The sequence below is a fragment of the Pelagerythrobacter marensis genome (genome assembly GCF_036700095.1).
GTDB lineage: Bacteria > Pseudomonadota > Alphaproteobacteria > Sphingomonadales > Sphingomonadaceae > Pelagerythrobacter > Pelagerythrobacter marensis_A.
The window spans coordinates 2,635,652-2,650,466 of record NZ_CP144918.1; the positions used below are offsets into that span (position 1 = coordinate 2,635,652).

14 protein-coding genes, 2 tRNA genes and 1 other RNA gene are annotated in these 14,815 nt (G+C 65.8%); 7 read left to right on the forward strand and 10 right to left on the reverse strand.

Going from position 1 to position 14,815, the window contains the following annotated elements:
- The first annotated feature begins 19 nt into the window (after positions 1-19).
- Positions 20-823: an EAL domain-containing protein gene (locus V5F89_RS12595; RefSeq protein WP_338445979.1), complete on the forward strand. Its 804-nt coding sequence runs from the start codon at positions 20-22 to the stop codon at positions 821-823.
- On the opposite strand, the gene mfd is transcribed toward V5F89_RS12595, so the two are convergent.
- Entirely contained in the window at positions 824-4,321 is a 3,498-nt protein-coding gene (mfd, locus tag V5F89_RS12600; protein ID WP_338445980.1) for a transcription-repair coupling factor, read from the reverse strand.
- A gap of 129 nt (positions 4,322-4,450) precedes the next feature.
- Complete coding sequence (locus tag V5F89_RS12605; RefSeq protein ID WP_338445981.1) at positions 4,451-4,711, reverse strand: succinate dehydrogenase assembly factor 2; 261 nt, start codon at positions 4,709-4,711, stop codon at positions 4,451-4,453.
- An 84-nt stretch (positions 4,712-4,795) separates the two neighbouring features.
- Between V5F89_RS12605 and recG the strand changes: the two genes are divergently transcribed.
- On the forward strand, positions 4,796-6,856 hold the full coding sequence (gene recG, locus V5F89_RS12610; protein WP_338445982.1) for an ATP-dependent DNA helicase RecG: 2,061 nt from the start codon (positions 4,796-4,798) through the stop codon (positions 6,854-6,856).
- Here recG and V5F89_RS12615 read toward each other — a convergent pair.
- Positions 6,853-7,314 (reverse strand): low molecular weight protein-tyrosine-phosphatase, encoded by a 462-nt coding sequence (locus V5F89_RS12615; protein ID WP_338445983.1) that lies wholly within the window; start codon positions 7,312-7,314, stop codon positions 6,853-6,855. The genes recG and V5F89_RS12615 overlap by 4 nt on opposite strands.
- A 72-nt stretch (positions 7,315-7,386) precedes the next feature.
- Positions 7,387-7,463 (reverse strand) — tRNA-Pro (locus tag V5F89_RS12620).
- Positions 7,464-7,572: 109 nt separating this feature from the next.
- Here V5F89_RS12620 and thyA point away from each other — a divergent pair.
- From thyA to V5F89_RS12640, 4 genes are all read left to right on the forward strand, one after another.
- Positions 7,573-8,529, forward strand: a complete 957-nt coding sequence (thyA, locus tag V5F89_RS12625; RefSeq protein ID WP_338445984.1) for a thymidylate synthase — start codon at positions 7,573-7,575, stop codon at positions 8,527-8,529.
- 85 nt (positions 8,530-8,614) lie between these two features.
- The gene (locus V5F89_RS12630; protein ID WP_338445985.1) at positions 8,615-9,916 is read left to right on the forward strand and encodes a 3-methyl-2-oxobutanoate dehydrogenase (2-methylpropanoyl-transferring) subunit alpha; all 1,302 of its coding nucleotides are present in this window, start codon (positions 8,615-8,617) and stop codon (positions 9,914-9,916) included.
- A complete protein-coding gene (locus V5F89_RS12635) occupies positions 9,913-10,971 on the forward strand; it encodes an alpha-ketoacid dehydrogenase subunit beta (RefSeq protein WP_338445986.1) in 1,059 nt (352 codons plus the stop codon). The genes V5F89_RS12630 and V5F89_RS12635 overlap by 4 nt, the downstream gene beginning before the upstream one ends.
- A gap of 4 nt (positions 10,972-10,975) precedes the next feature.
- Complete coding sequence (locus tag V5F89_RS12640) at positions 10,976-12,337, forward strand: dihydrolipoamide acetyltransferase family protein (RefSeq protein ID WP_338445987.1); 1,362 nt, start codon at positions 10,976-10,978, stop codon at positions 12,335-12,337.
- Between the two features lie 25 nt (positions 12,338-12,362).
- Here V5F89_RS12640 and V5F89_RS12645 read toward each other — a convergent pair whose 3' ends face one another.
- Positions 12,363-12,809 carry a hypothetical protein gene (locus tag V5F89_RS12645; protein WP_338445988.1) on the reverse strand — a complete coding sequence of 149 codons (447 nt, stop codon included), beginning with the start codon at positions 12,807-12,809 and terminating at the stop codon, positions 12,363-12,365.
- Positions 12,810-12,987: 178 nt separating this feature from the next.
- Here V5F89_RS12645 and V5F89_RS12650 point away from each other — a divergent pair.
- Positions 12,988-13,064: transfer RNA gene (locus V5F89_RS12650), tRNA-Asp, on the forward strand.
- Positions 13,065-13,143: 79 nt separating this feature from the next.
- Here the strand turns inward: V5F89_RS12650 and V5F89_RS12655 are convergent.
- The 5 genes from V5F89_RS12655 to V5F89_RS12670 form a co-directional block, all read right to left on the reverse strand.
- Positions 13,144-13,359 (reverse strand): DUF2842 domain-containing protein, encoded by a 216-nt coding sequence (locus V5F89_RS12655; protein ID WP_338445989.1) that lies wholly within the window; start codon positions 13,357-13,359, stop codon positions 13,144-13,146.
- Positions 13,359-13,928: a 5-formyltetrahydrofolate cyclo-ligase gene (locus V5F89_RS12660; RefSeq protein WP_425334355.1), complete on the reverse strand. Its 570-nt coding sequence runs from the start codon at positions 13,926-13,928 to the stop codon at positions 13,359-13,361. The genes V5F89_RS12655 and V5F89_RS12660 overlap by 1 nt, the downstream gene beginning before the upstream one ends.
- Before the next feature lie 27 nt (positions 13,929-13,955).
- A non-coding RNA gene (ssrS, locus tag V5F89_RS13920) (6S RNA) lies at positions 13,956-14,126 on the reverse strand.
- Positions 14,127-14,136: 10 nt separating this feature from the next.
- Positions 14,137-14,544, reverse strand: coding sequence for a cell division protein ZapA (locus V5F89_RS12665; RefSeq protein WP_338445991.1), 408 nt, complete (start codon positions 14,542-14,544; stop codon positions 14,137-14,139).
- On the reverse strand, positions 14,541-14,738 hold the full coding sequence (locus V5F89_RS12670) for a hypothetical protein (protein WP_338445992.1): 198 nt from the start codon (positions 14,736-14,738) through the stop codon (positions 14,541-14,543). The genes V5F89_RS12665 and V5F89_RS12670 overlap by 4 nt, the downstream gene beginning before the upstream one ends.
- Positions 14,739-14,815 lie beyond the last annotated feature (77 nt).

Sequence of the window (14,815 nt, forward strand, 5' to 3'; positions counted from 1 at the left end):
TCGCGCGAGGATGAAAGCAATGCTGCCGATTCGGGAACGCCGCACCTCCACCGACCGCCGCAAGAACGACGAGGCGATAGCCGCCGAACTGGCCGTCGCGCTCGCGGAAGGCCAGATCGAGATACTTTTCCAGCCGCAGTTCTTCTGTGCCAGCGACGCGCTGGCAGGGGCCGAGGCGCTCGCGCGGTGGAACCACCCGGTGCGCGGCCGGATCGGCGCGGAGACGATGTTTGCGCTGGCAGCGCGGGCCGGGATGTCGGAAGCGCTCACGCGCCGCATCGCATCGCAAGCGCTTGCTGCGGCGGCCGCATGGCCGGCGGACCTGCGGCTTTCGCTCAACGTCACTGCGTCGGACATTGCGGCCGACGATTTCGCCACCGTTCTCGCGGACGTGATCGCCCGCTCGGACTTTCCCGCCGAGCGGCTCACTCTCGAACTGACCGAGCAGGCGCTGGTGCGCGATATGGAAGGAAGCGCCGAACAGATCGCCCGGCTCGCCGATAGCGGGGTGCGATTTGCGCTGGACGACTTCGGCGCGGGGTTCTGCAACTTCCGTTATCTCAAGATCCTGCCGCTCCACTATCTCAAACTGGACCGCACGATGGTGGAAGGGATCGTGAACGACGCCCGCGATCTCGCGGTGCTGCGGGCGATCGTGGCGATGGCGGGCGCTCTCGATCTCGCAGTGATCGCGGAGGGGATCGAGAGCGAGGCCCAGCTCGAAAAGGTGCGTGCCGAAGGCTGCGCGCTGTTTCAGGGCTTCCTGCGCGCGCGACCGATGGAGGCGGCATCCTTCGCTCGGTTCGCGCACGATGGGGAGTGATCAGGCCGCGACACTGTCGTGCCGCGTGGCGGCCGCCTTGCGCGCAATGCCGCTCAGCCCCCTGGTCAACTGGAACAGGCCGTTGAGGCGCGATTTCGGATCGCTCCATGCCCGGTTGATCACGAGCTTCATGTCGGGCCGCAGCTTGGCCGTGTCCTTCAGCCGCTCGACATAGGCAAGCAGCCCCGCCGGATCGGGGAAGTCGTCGTTGTGGAACGTCACCAGTGAGCCGCGCGCACCGACATCGATCTTCGCGATATTGGCCTCGATGGCCTGATGCTTGATCTCGATCAGCTTGACCAGATTGGCGGTGGCGTCGGGTAGCGGGCCGAAACGGTCGATCATCTCGGCGGCCATGGCCTCGATCTCCGCCTTGTCCTTCGCGTCGTTGAGGCGGCGATAGAGCGCCATGCGTACGGCCAGGTCCGGCACGTAGTCTTCGGGGATCATGATCGGCGCATCGACGGTGATCTGCGGGCTCAACGGTCCGCTGTCGCGTTCCAGCCCCGCATCGCCCGCCTTGGCCGCAAGGATCGCGTCTTCGAGCATCGACTGGTAGAGTTCGAAGCCGACCTCGCGAATATGCCCCGATTGCTCGTCGCCCAGCAGGTTGCCCGCCCCGCGAATGTCGAGATCGTGGCTGGCAAGCTGGAAGCCGGCGCCCAGGCTGTCGAGATCGCCAAGCACTTTCAGCCGCTTTTCGGCCACCTCGGAAAGGGCGACGTCCTTCTCGTATGTCAGGTAGGCATAGGCGCGCAGCTTGGATCGCCCGACACGCCCGCGAAGCTGGTAGAGCTGGGCCAGGCCGAAGATATCGGCGCGATGGATGATGATCGTGTTCGCGCTGGGCAGATCCAGTCCGCTCTCGACGATCGTGGTCGAAAGCAGGACATCGTACTTGCCTTCGTAGAACGCGCTCATGCGTTCCTCGATCTCGGTTGCCCCCATCTGGCCGTGGGCGGCGACGAACTTCACCTCGGGCACGTGTTCGTGCAGCCAGTCCGAAACCTGTTCCATGTCCGAAATGCGCGGCACGACAATGAAGCTCTGGCCGCCGCGGTGATGTTCGCGCAGCAGCGCCTCGCGCATCACCATGTCGTCCCACTCCATCACGTAAGTTCGCACGGCGAGGCGGTCGACCGGCGGGGTCTGGATGGTGGAAAGCTCGCGCAGCCCGCTCATCGCCATCTGCAGCGTGCGCGGGATCGGCGTGGCGGTGAGCGTGAGGACGTGAACGTCGGCGCGGAGCTGCTTCAGCTTCTCCTTGTGGGTCACGCCGAAACGCTGCTCCTCGTCCACGATCACCAGGCCCAGGTCGCGAAATTTCGTGTTTTTCGACAGAATTGCATGGGTGCCGATGACGATATCGACTTGCCCTGCTGCCAGACCGTCGCGCGTTTCCGACGCTTCCTTGGACGGCACGAGCCGCGAAAGGCGGCCGATACGTAGCGGGAAGCCGGCGAAGCGCTCGACGAAATTGGTGTAGTGCTGGCGCGCGAGCAGGGTGGTGGGTGCGACCACGGCAACCTGCTGGCCCGCCATTGCGGCGACGAAGGCGGCGCGCAGCGCGACTTCCGTCTTGCCGAAGCCGACGTCGCCGCAGATCAGCCGGTCCATCGGACTGCCTTCGGCCAGATCGCCCAGGACATCCTCGATCGCGCGATCCTGGTCGTCGGTTTCCTGCCAGGGGAAGCGATCGACGAACTGGTTGTAGCTCGCTTCCTCGGGCTGAAGCACCGGCGCCTTCTTCAAGGCGCGCCGCGCCGCGACCTGCATCAGCTCGCCCGCAATTTCGCGGATACGCTCTTTCAGCCGTGCACGGCGCTTCTGCCAGGCTTCGCCGCCCAGCCGGTCGAGCATGACCGCTTCCTCGCTGCTGCCATAGCGGCTGAGGACGTCGATATTCTCGACCGGGATGTAGAGTTTGTCGCCGCCCTTGTACTCCAGCATGACGCAATCGTGCTGGCTCTTGCCCACCGCGATCGGCTCCAGCCCGAGATACTTGCCGATGCCGTGCTCGACGTGGACGACCAGATCGCCGCGATTGAGCGCGGAAAGTTCGGCCAGGAAAGCATCGGAATCCTTGCGCCGTTTCTTGCGCCGCACGAGCCGGTCGCCGAGCACGTCCTGCTCGGTCAGCAGCTCCATTTCCTCGTTGGCGAAGCCTGTTTCGAGCGGGAGGACGAGCGCGGCGGGCTTGCCCCTGGCCGCCATGCCCAGCGCTTCCTGCCAGCTATCGGCCAGCTGGGTGGCGGCGCCCGCTTCGGAAAGGATCGATGCGATGCGCGCCCGGCTTCCCGTGGAATAGGCGGCAAACAGCGCTTTCTTTCCCCTTTTCCCCTGCGCACCGAGATAGGCGGCAGCCGCTTCGTAGACGTTGTCGCCCCGGGCGCGCTCGGGCGCGAAATCGCGTGCCGACGAGAAACCGAAATCGACGACGCTCTCGCCCTCCGGCTCGGCAAAGATCGTCGTGCGATGCACCGGGTGCTTTTCCAGCGCCGTGCCGAACTCGCTTTCCGCCAGATAGAGCGTGTCGGGGGCGAGCGGGCGATAGCTGCCTTTCGTCTGGCCGGCCGTGCCCCTGCGCTGTTCGTAATAGTCGCCGATGTCGCTCAGCCGCTCTTCCGCAGCCTGGAGCGCGGCCGAATCGATGACCATCAGATCGCCTGCGTCGAGGTGGTCGAACAAGGTGGCCATCCGGTCTTCGAACAAGGGCAGCCAGTGTTCCATCCCCGCAAGGCGCCGTCCTTCGCTGACCGCTTCGTACAGCGGGTCCTGCGTCGCGTGGGCGCCGAAAAGTTCGCGATACCGGGTGCGGAAACGCTTGATGCTGTCGTCGTCGAGCAGCGCCTCGCTGGCAGGCAGCAGCAGATGCGATTCGAGCACTCCGGTGCTCATCTGGGTCGAGGGATCGAAGCTGCGCAAGCTTTCCAGCTCGTCGCCGAAGAAATCGAGACGAAGCCCTTCCTCCATGCCGGAGGGAAAGATGTCGACGATCGATCCGCGGACCGCGTATTCGCCTTTGTCGATCACGGTTTCGGTGCGTCCGTAACCCTGTCGCTGGAGCAGGGCGGCCAGGCTGTCGCGCCCGATCTCGACACCCGGGCGGAACTCGCGAACGCTTTCGCGAATGCGGAACGGCGTGAGCACGCGCTGAAGCAGGGCGTTGGCGGTGGTGACCAGCAACTGCGCGCCGGCCTTGCCGGCCTGAAGGCGGTGCAGCGCCGCCAGCCGCCGCGCACTGACCGAAAGGGCCGGGCTTGCCCGGTCGTAGGGCAGGCAATCCCAGGCCGGGAACTCGAGCACCTCGAGTTCGGGGGCGAAGTACTGCGCGGCGTCCGCGACCGCGCGCATTGCCGCATCGTCGGGTGCGACGAAAACCGCCCGGCCGCCGGCCGCACGCGCCAGATCGGCCATCACCAGCGGCTGCGCCCCGCGTGCGACCGAAGCGAGAGTGAGCGGCCGTTCCGCTTTCAGGATACGTTGGAGATCGGGCATTGACTGGTCACAGGTTCCAAGGCGCGCGGGGTTCCGGGCACAAGCAAAAAGCCCCTTCTCCTTGGCGGAGGGGGCGGCGATCGTTCTTTGCGTTAGCGCGGCAAGGCGCCCGGCGCCACCCCGCGGCGGTTAGATCTCGACGTAATCGAGCTTTTGCATGGCCGCCATCTGCGGGCCGGCAAAGCGATCGGGCACGGGCTGCGTGCGCAAGGCCCAGGCCATGACATCGACGTCATTCTGTTCGAGCAGGCTTTCGAACCAGGCGAGATCCCCTTCGGTCCAGTCTGCATGATATCGGTCGAAGAATCCGCCGATCATGAAGTCGGCTTCGCGGGTGCCGCGGTGCCATGCGCGAAAGCGGGCGCGGGAAAGGCGAACGGGGTCAATCATCGCGCGTGCCCTATCGGCTTTGCCCGCGCGCGTCATCCCCGCGCGTGTCTTTCGCTGCGACTGCGGCTAGGGTAGTGGCACGATATGCGTCCCGACATTCTCAACCCGTTGTTCGCCGAGACCGCGACGCTCGACGGGGTGGGGCCGAAACTGCAGAAGCCGCTCGACAAACTGGGGCTCGTCCGGGTGCGCGACATTGCCTATCACCTGCCCGAACGGTTCGTAACGCGGCGGCCGGTTGAAGCACTCGACCAGGCGGGCGAGGGCGAGCAGATCGTCATCGCCCTGACGCCGACAGAGCATCGCCCCGCGCGTTCGGGCCGCGGCCCCTATCGCGTGCTGGCCCAGGACGGGGCCGGCAATATTTGTGCGCTGACCTATTTCGGCCGCGCTTCGTACACTGCGAAAAAGCAGCTTCCGGTGGGCGAGAAGCGGTGGGTCGCCGGGCGGCTCGACCGCTATGGCGACATGCTGCAGATCGTCCATCCCGACCATGTGAGCGAAGCGGGCGACAATACGCTCGGCCAGTTGTGCGAGCCGGTCTACGCCCTTTCGGAAGGGCTGACGCAGACGAAGGTCGCTGGGCTGGTCGCGCAGGCGCTGGCCCGGCTGCCCGACTTGCCCGAATGGATCGAGCCGGGGCAACTCGCGCAACGGAAATGGCCGGCCTGGAAGGACGCGCTGCCGCAGGCGCACCGGGGCGAGCATGCGGGAGCACGCGACCGCCTCGCCTACGACGAATTGCTTGCCAACAGTCTCGCTCTTATGCTGGTGCGTGCGGACAATCGCCGCCGCAGGGGCCAGCCGTTGGCCGGCGACGGCAGACTGCGCGCCAGGCTCGAACTGTCGTTCCCGCTTACCGGCGCGCAAACGCGCTCGATTGCGGAGATCGAGGGCGATCTTGCGCAGGATGCCCCGATGCTGCGGCTGCTGCAGGGCGATGTCGGCGCGGGGAAGACAGTGGTTGCGCTCCACGCCATGCTGGTCGCGGTCGAGGCGGGAAAGCAGGCCGCGCTGCTGGCGCCGACCGAAATCCTCGCCCGCCAGCACTTCGAAACCTTGCGCGCGATGTTGCGGCCGACGGGGATCGAGATTGCACTGCTGACGGGCCGCGACAAGGGCAGGGCGCGCGAATCGATCCTGATGGGCCTGATGGACGGTTCGATCGATATCGTCGTGGGCACGCACGCCATCTTCCAGGACAGCGTGGCCTATCGCGATCTCGCGCTGGCGGTGATCGACGAACAGCATCGCTTCGGCGTCGCTCAGCGGCTGCAACTGGCGGCCAAGGGACGGCGCACGCCGCATACGCTGGCGATGACGGCGACTCCGATTCCGCGCACGCTGACACTGGCCCAGTACGGGGAAATGGACGTGAGTCGCCTCGACGAGATGCCGCCGGGGCGGCAGGCGATCGATACCCGCGTCGTGTCCCAGGAACGGCTCGCCGATGTGGTGGAGGCCGTGGGCCGGCATATCGCCGGGGGTCAGCAAGCCTATTGGGTCTGCCCGATGGTGCGCGAACACGAGAGCGAGGACATTGCTGCGGCCGAGGCACGCTATGCCGCGCTGAAAGAACGGTTCGGAGAAGCGGTCGTGCTGGTTCACGGACAACTGGGGCCGGAACGCAAGGACTCGGCGATGGCGCGGTTCGCCTCGGGCGAGGCGAAGCTGCTGGTCGCGACCACGGTGATCGAAGTCGGCGTGGATGTGCCCGCGGCGACATTGATGGTGATCGAACAGGCGGAACGCTTCGGCCTTGCCCAGTTGCATCAGTTGCGCGGACGGGTCGGGCGGGGCAGCGAGAAATCGACCTGTCTGCTGCTGCGCGGCGACGCCTTGTCGGAAACGGGCCGCGAACGGCTGGCGCTGATGCGCGAGACGCAGGACGGCTTTCGCCTGGCGGAGGAAGACTTGCGCTTGCGCGGCGGCGGCGAGCTGCTGGGCACCCGCCAGTCGGGCGATACCCCGTTTCGCGTTGCCACGCTGGATCAGATCCAGCGCCTGCTCCCGCTCGCGCACGACGATGCCCGGCTTTTGATGGAGCGCGACGGCGGGCTGGAGGGCGAGCGTGGCGCCGCGGCACGCGTGCTGCTCTATCTGTTCGAACGCGACTGGGGCGTTCAGCTTCTTCGCGGCGGTTAGCGCAGCAAGGCCACGAGCGCCTCTGCGCCAAGGCTCACATCTTCCCAGGTGCGGCTGAAATTCTCCTCCCCTCCATGCCACGGATCGGCGACTTCCGCACCTTCGCGGCCGGGCACGAGGTCCATCAGCATGGCGACCTTCGCCCGGCTGCTCGCGGGCCGCAGGCGGTCGATATTGCGCATGTTCGCCCGGTCCATGCCGATGATCCAGTCGAAGCGGTCGAAATCTTCGCGCGCCAGCTGCCGTCCACGATAGTGCGCGATATCGATTCCGTGACGGGCCGCGGTGGCGATGCTGCGCGGATCGGGCGGCTCGCCGACATGATAGTCCGCGGTCCCCGCGCTGTCGGCAGTGGCGTCGAGCCCGGCGCGAGCCGCTGCGTCTCGAAAAACCGCTTCGGCCAGGGGAGAACGGCAGATATTGCCGAGACAGACGAAGAGGATAGCGGGCCCGGTCACGATCGTCCTCCGGCGCTGGCGCCGGGATGGGTTCCGGCCGCGAACGTCCGCGGCGTTTTCAACTCGCGGAAATGGTCGGGGAGAGAGGATTCGAACCTCCGGCCCCTGCCTCCCGAAGACAGTGCTCTACCAGGCTGAGCTACTCCCCGACCGTGTCGGTCCCGTCCGGCGACGTGCCGGGCGGGTCGAGGCAGGCGGGCCCTATAGGAAGGGTGAGCCGGGGTGGCAAGCGGGCATTTGCAGGTCTAGGGAAAAGCCATGGCCAGCGCCGCAACCCCTGCCGATTCTCCCGCCCGCGATCATCCCGAGTGGCAATACCTCGACCTGATGCGACGCATCTGGGCGGAAGGCAGCGAGCGCGTGGATCGCACCGGTGTCGGAACCCGCTCGGTTTTCGGTGCGATGCTGCGATTCGATCTGGCGGGCGGGGCAATGCCCCTGCTGACCACCAAGCGCGTGTACTGGAAAACGGCGACGCGCGAGATGCTGTGGTTCCTTACCGGCGAGACGAACATTCGTCCGCTGGTGCTCCAGGGCGTGAAGATATGGAACGAGTGGCCTCATGCGCGCTACGTGCGCGAAACCGGCGATGCGATCGAATTGGAGGTGTTCGTCCAGCGGATCGCGGAGGACGAGGCGTTTGCCGAACGCTGGGGCGACCTGGGCCCGGTTTATGGCAAGCAATGGGTGGATTGGCCGACCTGGCGTTATCGCAAGGACGGGCTCTACGAACCGGGGCCGGGCATCAATCAGGTTGCGCAAGTGGTCGAATCGCTGCGCAGCAACCCGGGCAGCCGTCGCCATATCGTCGAAGGGTGGAACGTGGCGGAGCTGGAGCGCATGGCGCTGCCGCCCTGCCACAAGACTTACCAGTTCCACGTCGCGGACGGACGGCTCAACTGCGCGCTCTATCAGCGCAGTTGCGACGTCGCGCTGGGCCTGCCGTTCAACCTGTGGTCCGGGGCACTGCTCCAGCGTATGATTGCCCAGCAGGTCGATCTCGAACCGGGGGAGCTGGTATGGATGGGGGGAGACGTGCATCTCTATCTCAACCATGAACATCTGATCGAGGAACAGCTCGGCAGGGAACCGCAGGGCCATCCGCGGCTTGAAATAATGCGGCGCCCGGAAACCATTTTCGACTACCGGATCGACGATTTCGAAGTGCGCGATTACACGCCGCTGGGGGCGATCAAGGCACCGGTGGCCGTCTGATACGGAGAGCTTGACCCTTCCGGCGCCGTGAAATAAAATAACGCACACGTAAAAGAATGCGTCTCACGCTCTGGGAGAAAACCCTATGGCCGACAGGCCCGACGCGGATCGCGAAGCAGGGGCGAACAAGCCTGCGCTTCGGCTCCACGTTCCCGAACCCAAGTTCCGGCCCGGCGACGCGGTCGATTTCAGCCATGTGCCGATCAGCGAGCCGGGCAAACAGCCGCGGCCCGACGAAGCCTGCGATGCGCGCGAGACCGAGGGCTTGTGTTACGACCTGATTCGCGTGCTGGGCGACGACGACCGGGCCCATGGGCCCTGGGACCCCAAGCTCGATCCCGATACGTTGCGCACGATGCTCGGGCATTTCGCGCTCGTGCGTGCGTTCGACGAGCGGATGTTCCGCGGTCAGCGGCAGGGCAAGACCAGCTTCTACATGAAATGCACCGGCGAGGAGGCCACTTCGGTCTCGGCCGCCATGGCGCTGGCCAGCGACGACATGGTCTTCCCCAGCTATCGCCAGCAAGGCGTGCTGATCGCGCGCGGATACGATCTGGTCGAGATGATCAACCAGATCTATTCGAACAAGGGCGACAAGCTGAAGGGCCGCCAGCTCCCGATCATGTATTCGAGCCGGGAACACAGCTTCTTCTCCATCAGCGGGAACCTGGCGACGCAGACGCCGCAGGCGGTCGGCTGGGCCATGGCGAGCGCGATCAAGGGCGACAGCCGCATTGCCGCGACCTGGGTGGGCGAGGGCAGTACGGCGGAAGGCGATTTCCACAGCGCCTGCACTTTCGCGACCGTCTACAATGCACCGGTTATCCTCAACGTTATCAACAACCAGTGGGCGATTTCGAGCTTCTCCGGCTTTGCCGGTTCGGAACGGACGACCTTTGCCGCGCGGGCGCTGGGCTATGGTCTCGCCGGCCTGCGGGTCGACGGCAACGACGCGCTCGCGGTTTACGCCACGCAGCGCTGGGCGGCCAATCGTGCGCGGGCCAACGCCGGCCCGACCCTGATCGAATACTTCACCTATCGCGCGGAGGGGCATTCGACCTCCGACGATCCATCCGGCTACCGCAGCGCGCAGGAGCGCGAGGAATGGCCGCTGGGCGATCCCGTCATGCGGCTGAAGAACCATTTGATCGCGCTGGGCGAATGGGACGAGGATCGCCAGGCGGAGATGGACCGCGAGACGGCAGAACGGGTCAAGGCCGCCACGAAAGAGGCTGAAAAGAACGGCATTCTCGGCCACGGCATGCACCAGCCGTTTCGGACCATGTTCGAGGACGTGTTCGAGGAGCTGCCGTGGAATCTCAAGGAACAGGCCGAACAGGCGACGCGCGAACGGTTGATCAAGTTCAACGGGGGGCGCCCGCAATGAGCACCGAAGTCCAGGATATCCAGGCGGCCGGCGACGGCGCCGAGCGGCGCCTCAACATGATCGAGGCGATCAACGACGCGCTCGACATCATGCTCGAACGCGACCCCGACGTGATCGTGATGGGGGAGGACGTCGGCTATTTCGGCGGCGTCTTCCGGTGCACTGCCGGCTTGCAGCAGAAGTACGGGAAGACGCGGGTGTTCGACACGCCGATTTCCGAATGCGGGATCATCGGCGTTGCGGTGGGCATGGGCGCCTATGGCTTGCGGCCGGTGCCCGAAATCCAGTTCGCCGACTATATCTACCCCGGCCTCGACCAGCTCGTGTCGGAAGCGGCGCGACTGCGCTATCGCTCGGCCACGGAATATATCGCGCCGATGACGGTGCGTTCGCCCTTCGGCGGCGGAATCTTCGGCGGGCAGACGCACAGCCAGAGCCCGGAGGCGCTGTTCACCCACGTTTCGGGCCTGAAGACGGTGATCCCTTCGACGCCCTACGATGCCAAAGGTCTGTTGATCTCGTGCATCGAGGACAACGACCCGGTGATCTTCTTCGAACCCAAGCGCATCTACAACGGCCCGTTCAGCGGGTTCTACGACAAACCGGCCGAACCGTGGAAGCGCCATCCGCAAAGCGCGGTGCCCGAAGGGTATTACAAGATCCCCCTCGGCAAGGCGCGGACCGTATCCGAAGGCGAGGCCCTGACCGTTCTCGCCTATGGCACGATGGTCCACGTGGCCGAATCGGTTTGCCGCGAAAAGGGCGTCGACGCCGAGATCCTGGACTTGCGCACGCTGGTCCCGCTCGACATCGAGGCTATCGAAGAGTCGGTGAAGAAGACCGGCCGCTGCCTGATCGTGCACGAGGCGACGCGCACTTCCGGTTTCGGGGCCGAGCTGTCGGCCCTGGTGACCGAGCGCTGCTTCTACCATCTCGAAGCCCCGGTCGAGCGCGTGACCGGTTTCGACACCCCGTATCCGCACAGCCTCGAATGGGCCTATTTCCCCGGCCCCATTCGCATCGGCGAAGCGATCGACAAGCTCTTGAGCGAGTAATCCCATGGCGAAATTCACCTTCAACCTGCCCGATATCGGCGAAGGCATCGCCGAAGCCGAAATCGTCGATTGGCACGTCAAAGTCGGCGACACCGTCGAGGAAGACGATCGCCTGGCCGACATGATGACCGACAAGGCGACGGTCGAGATGGAAAGCCCGGTGGCGGGCAAAGTCGTCGAAGTCGCGGGCGAAGTCGGCGACACGATCGCGATCGGTTCTATGCTGGTGGTGATCGAGGTCGAAGGCGAGGTGCCCGACGACGTCGCCGGCGAAGAGGCGGCTCCCGCGCCCAAGGCGGACGAGGTCGAGGAGCGGATCGAGGTGGAAAACCCCGACGCGAGCGACGCAGACGATGCGATTGCGGCGGAAAAGGCCTCTCCCCCTCCAGCGAAGGGGAAGAGCCGCGAAGCGGCGGAGGAAGAGGGGGGCGTAGACGAGGCTCCGCGCTCCTCCAGCCTCTCCGCTCAAGGGCAAGGGGGGCGGAAGGTCCTTGCTTCTCCCGCCGTCCGCGCCCGAGCGAAGGATCTCGGTATCGATCTCGCGGAAGTAAAACCGGCCGCCGACGGCCGCGTGCGCCACGCCGATCTGGATGCCTTCCTGTCGTACAACGCAGGCGGGGGGTTTTCCTCCGCAGGTCGCACGCGGGCGGACGAAGAGGTCAAGGTCATCGGCCTTCGCAAGCGCATCGCGCAGAACATGGCCGAGGCCAAGCGCAACATTCCGCATTTCTCCTATGTCGAGGAATGCGATGTTACCGATATGGAGCGTCTGCGGGCCGACCTCAACGCGAACCGGGGAGACGATCGGGATTCTCGGCCGAAGCTGACCATGCTGCCGCTCCTGATCACGGCGATCTGCAAGACTCTGCCCGATTTTCCGATGATCAATGCGCGCTTCGACGACGAGGCCGGCGTGGTTACCCGTCACGGTGCGGTTCACCTGGGCATGGCGACGCAGACCGACAAGGGATTGATGGTCCCGGTCATCCGCGATGCACAGGCGAAGAACCTGTGGCAACTCGCGCGCGAGATCGTGCGACTGGCGAATGCGGCGCGCGACGGTTCGGCCAAATCGGAGGAGCTTTCGGGCTCGACGCTGACCGTGACCTCGCTCGGCCCGCTGGGCGGGGTTGCCACCACGCCGGTGATCAATCGCCCCGAAGTGGCGATTATCGGGCCCAATCGCATCGTCGAACGCCCGATGTTCGTTCCCGACGGGATGGGCGGCGAACGGATCGAGAAGCGCAAGTTGATGAACATCTCGATCAGCTGCGACCACCGCGTGGTCGATGGCTGGGACGCGGCGAGCTTCGTCCAGGCGCTCAAGCGGCTGATCGAAACGCCGGCCCTGCTTCTGGCCAACTAGGATCGTTTCGAAAGGGGCGGTCCGCCTACCGCACGATCGCGCTGTAGGTCAGGCGTGCCGGGCGCCCGCCTCTGAAACGCCAGCGCAGATGCGTCACGTCTTCGGGCGAGGCAAGCCGCATCGTGCCGCCGTCCGCGATCCGCAGCGTGCCCAGGCGGCCCCAGTTGCGCCCGCCGTCGACCGAAACCTCGACCTCTTCGGAGCTGGATTCCTGAAACGCCAGCGGCGCCGGCACCGGGCTGGAGAGCGTCAGCGGCGCGCCGGCGTGCGACGCGCGCGTTTCCACCATCAGTATGACTTTGTCGCCCCTGCGAAGCGCGTCGGCCGGCTCGATCGTGCGAGCGCGCGTTCCGTCGGGGCTCACGACGGTTCGCTCGACATATACGGCCCGCGAAATACCGTTGGCCGGTTGAGCCGACAGGCTGCCTGCGACAAGCCAGGCGCAGCCGCCGATCGCAATGCCGATACGCATGAAAAGTCCCCTCGTGTCGTCGGCAAGACGATGCCGGAGAGGAACGAAAATATGGTTAACGCAGCGTGTCGCCGCGGTCTCTGCAAGGCCTGTGAAAAAGCCGCGCGCAAGTGGATTGACAGCCCTCGCGGCCTGCCCTAGTGGCGCGGCTCCCAAGCGGCGCACCGCCCGAGAATGCGCGGGTGTAGCTCAGTTGGTTAGAGCGCCGGCCTGTCACGCCGGAGGTCGCGGGTTCGAGTCCCGTCACTCGCGCCACTTGGGGTTTTCCTCGATTCTTTCCGGTAACGTGCGGCGCTTATATGGCGACGCCGGCCCTTGTCTGCGGACCTGCGCGTCAGCCCCAGCGGCCGGTTTCCATCCAGACCAGAAACCGCTTGAGCGGCAGCAGCCAGATCACACCCAGTATCAGGTAGACCGGGGCCTGCGCCCACGCCGGCCAATCGCCGATCAGTTCGGGAACGTAGCGGGCGATCAGCAGGCCGTAGACGGTCAGTCCGGCCAGCAGCGCGAGAATGCCGACCGGAAGGCGCCAGCTCGGTTGGTCGCGCATCAGAACGGACCGTAGAGGCGCGTGGGGGTGACCACCGCATCGAGCGGCACATCGTGCTCTTCGACCGGAATATCCTCCGCCAGTTGAGCGTCCCAGGCGAGCCCGATGCGCAGGGTGTCCGGCCGGTCGGCCAGCCACCGGTCGTAGTGCCCGCCACCTTGCCCCAGCCGGTCGCCGCGCGCGGTGAAACCGATCAGGGGGACGAACAGGACCTCGGGCTCCACTATCGGAGCTTCGGTTCCGGGCTGACGGATTCCGAACAGGCCGTCGACCAGGTCGCTTTCCCCGAACGGATCGGTGTGGAGCGCGAACTGCATCGCTGCCTCGCGCGTGGAAAACCGCGGAAGCGCTATCCGATGGCCGCGTTCGGCGAAGAACCGCGCGTAGGACGCCGCGGGCGCCTCTTCGCGATCGGCGAGATAGAGGCCGATCGTTGCCCCTTCGGCTATTCGTTCCAGCAAGGGCGCAGGGGGGCGGTGAAACACCAGCGCGCGAACCCGATCGGGCAGGGCGGCAACATGTTCGCGCCGCGCGATGCGAAGCGCCTTTCTCAGATCGGCCTTGGTCATTCTTCGCATATATCCGGGAAATGGGGCGGCGGAACCACCATGGGTCGTTTTCCGGGAAATCCTCTGACGCCTCGACGTCAGGTGGGCGCCGTATGCCCCGGCCCCCCGGACGAACCAGTGAACCGGAGCAGGGACAGCTCCCTTCGGATTGCTTATAGCCTCAGGGATGTTCGATCGGATCGTGCCGGGCAGTCCCGCCGCGCCCTACTTAGGTGTTCGCAGCCTGCCCCTCAAGCTTGTCGGCACAAGTTTCGAGCAAGTCGGCGAAACGTTCGAGCGCGGGGGCCAGGTCGGGATCGTCGAACAGGCTCCCCGGCGGAGGCTGCGGATCGGCGCGAATTCGGGCAACTTCGTTCGCCAGTGTCTCCCGTTCGGCCTCCAGCGTCGCCAGTCTGGCGCGCAGGCTTTCGGCCGTATCGCGCTGCTCGCGCGCCTCGTCGGCCAGCAGGAGCGCGGCGAACAGCATGTTCTGCGCCTCCCTGGTCGAAATGTTATTGCCAAGCTGCTGAAATTTCCGGTCTATCTCAAGGCCCAACTCCATGACGCGCGCTTCTTCGCCGTCGGCGCAGGCAATGGCATAGTCGCGGCCGCCGACCGACAGTGTGACCTCGCTCATCGTTCGAGCCTTGCGATCAGTGCGTCGATCTCCTTCAGCGCACCGGCAGCCGCCTGGCTCAGCCGCTCGTGCCGTTCGGCCAGATCGGCGCTGGCGGCGGGGGGTGTTGCGCGCTCGGCATCGGCCACAGCGGCGATCCGCGCGAGCGCGGACTCGATGCGCTGGACGGCGCGTTCTATGCGCTGGTCAACCATAAGACCAAAATATCGCAAATCCGTGACCGCGCAAAGCCTTGCCGCCGCCTGTTGATAACTCGATGCGACGGGCCGCG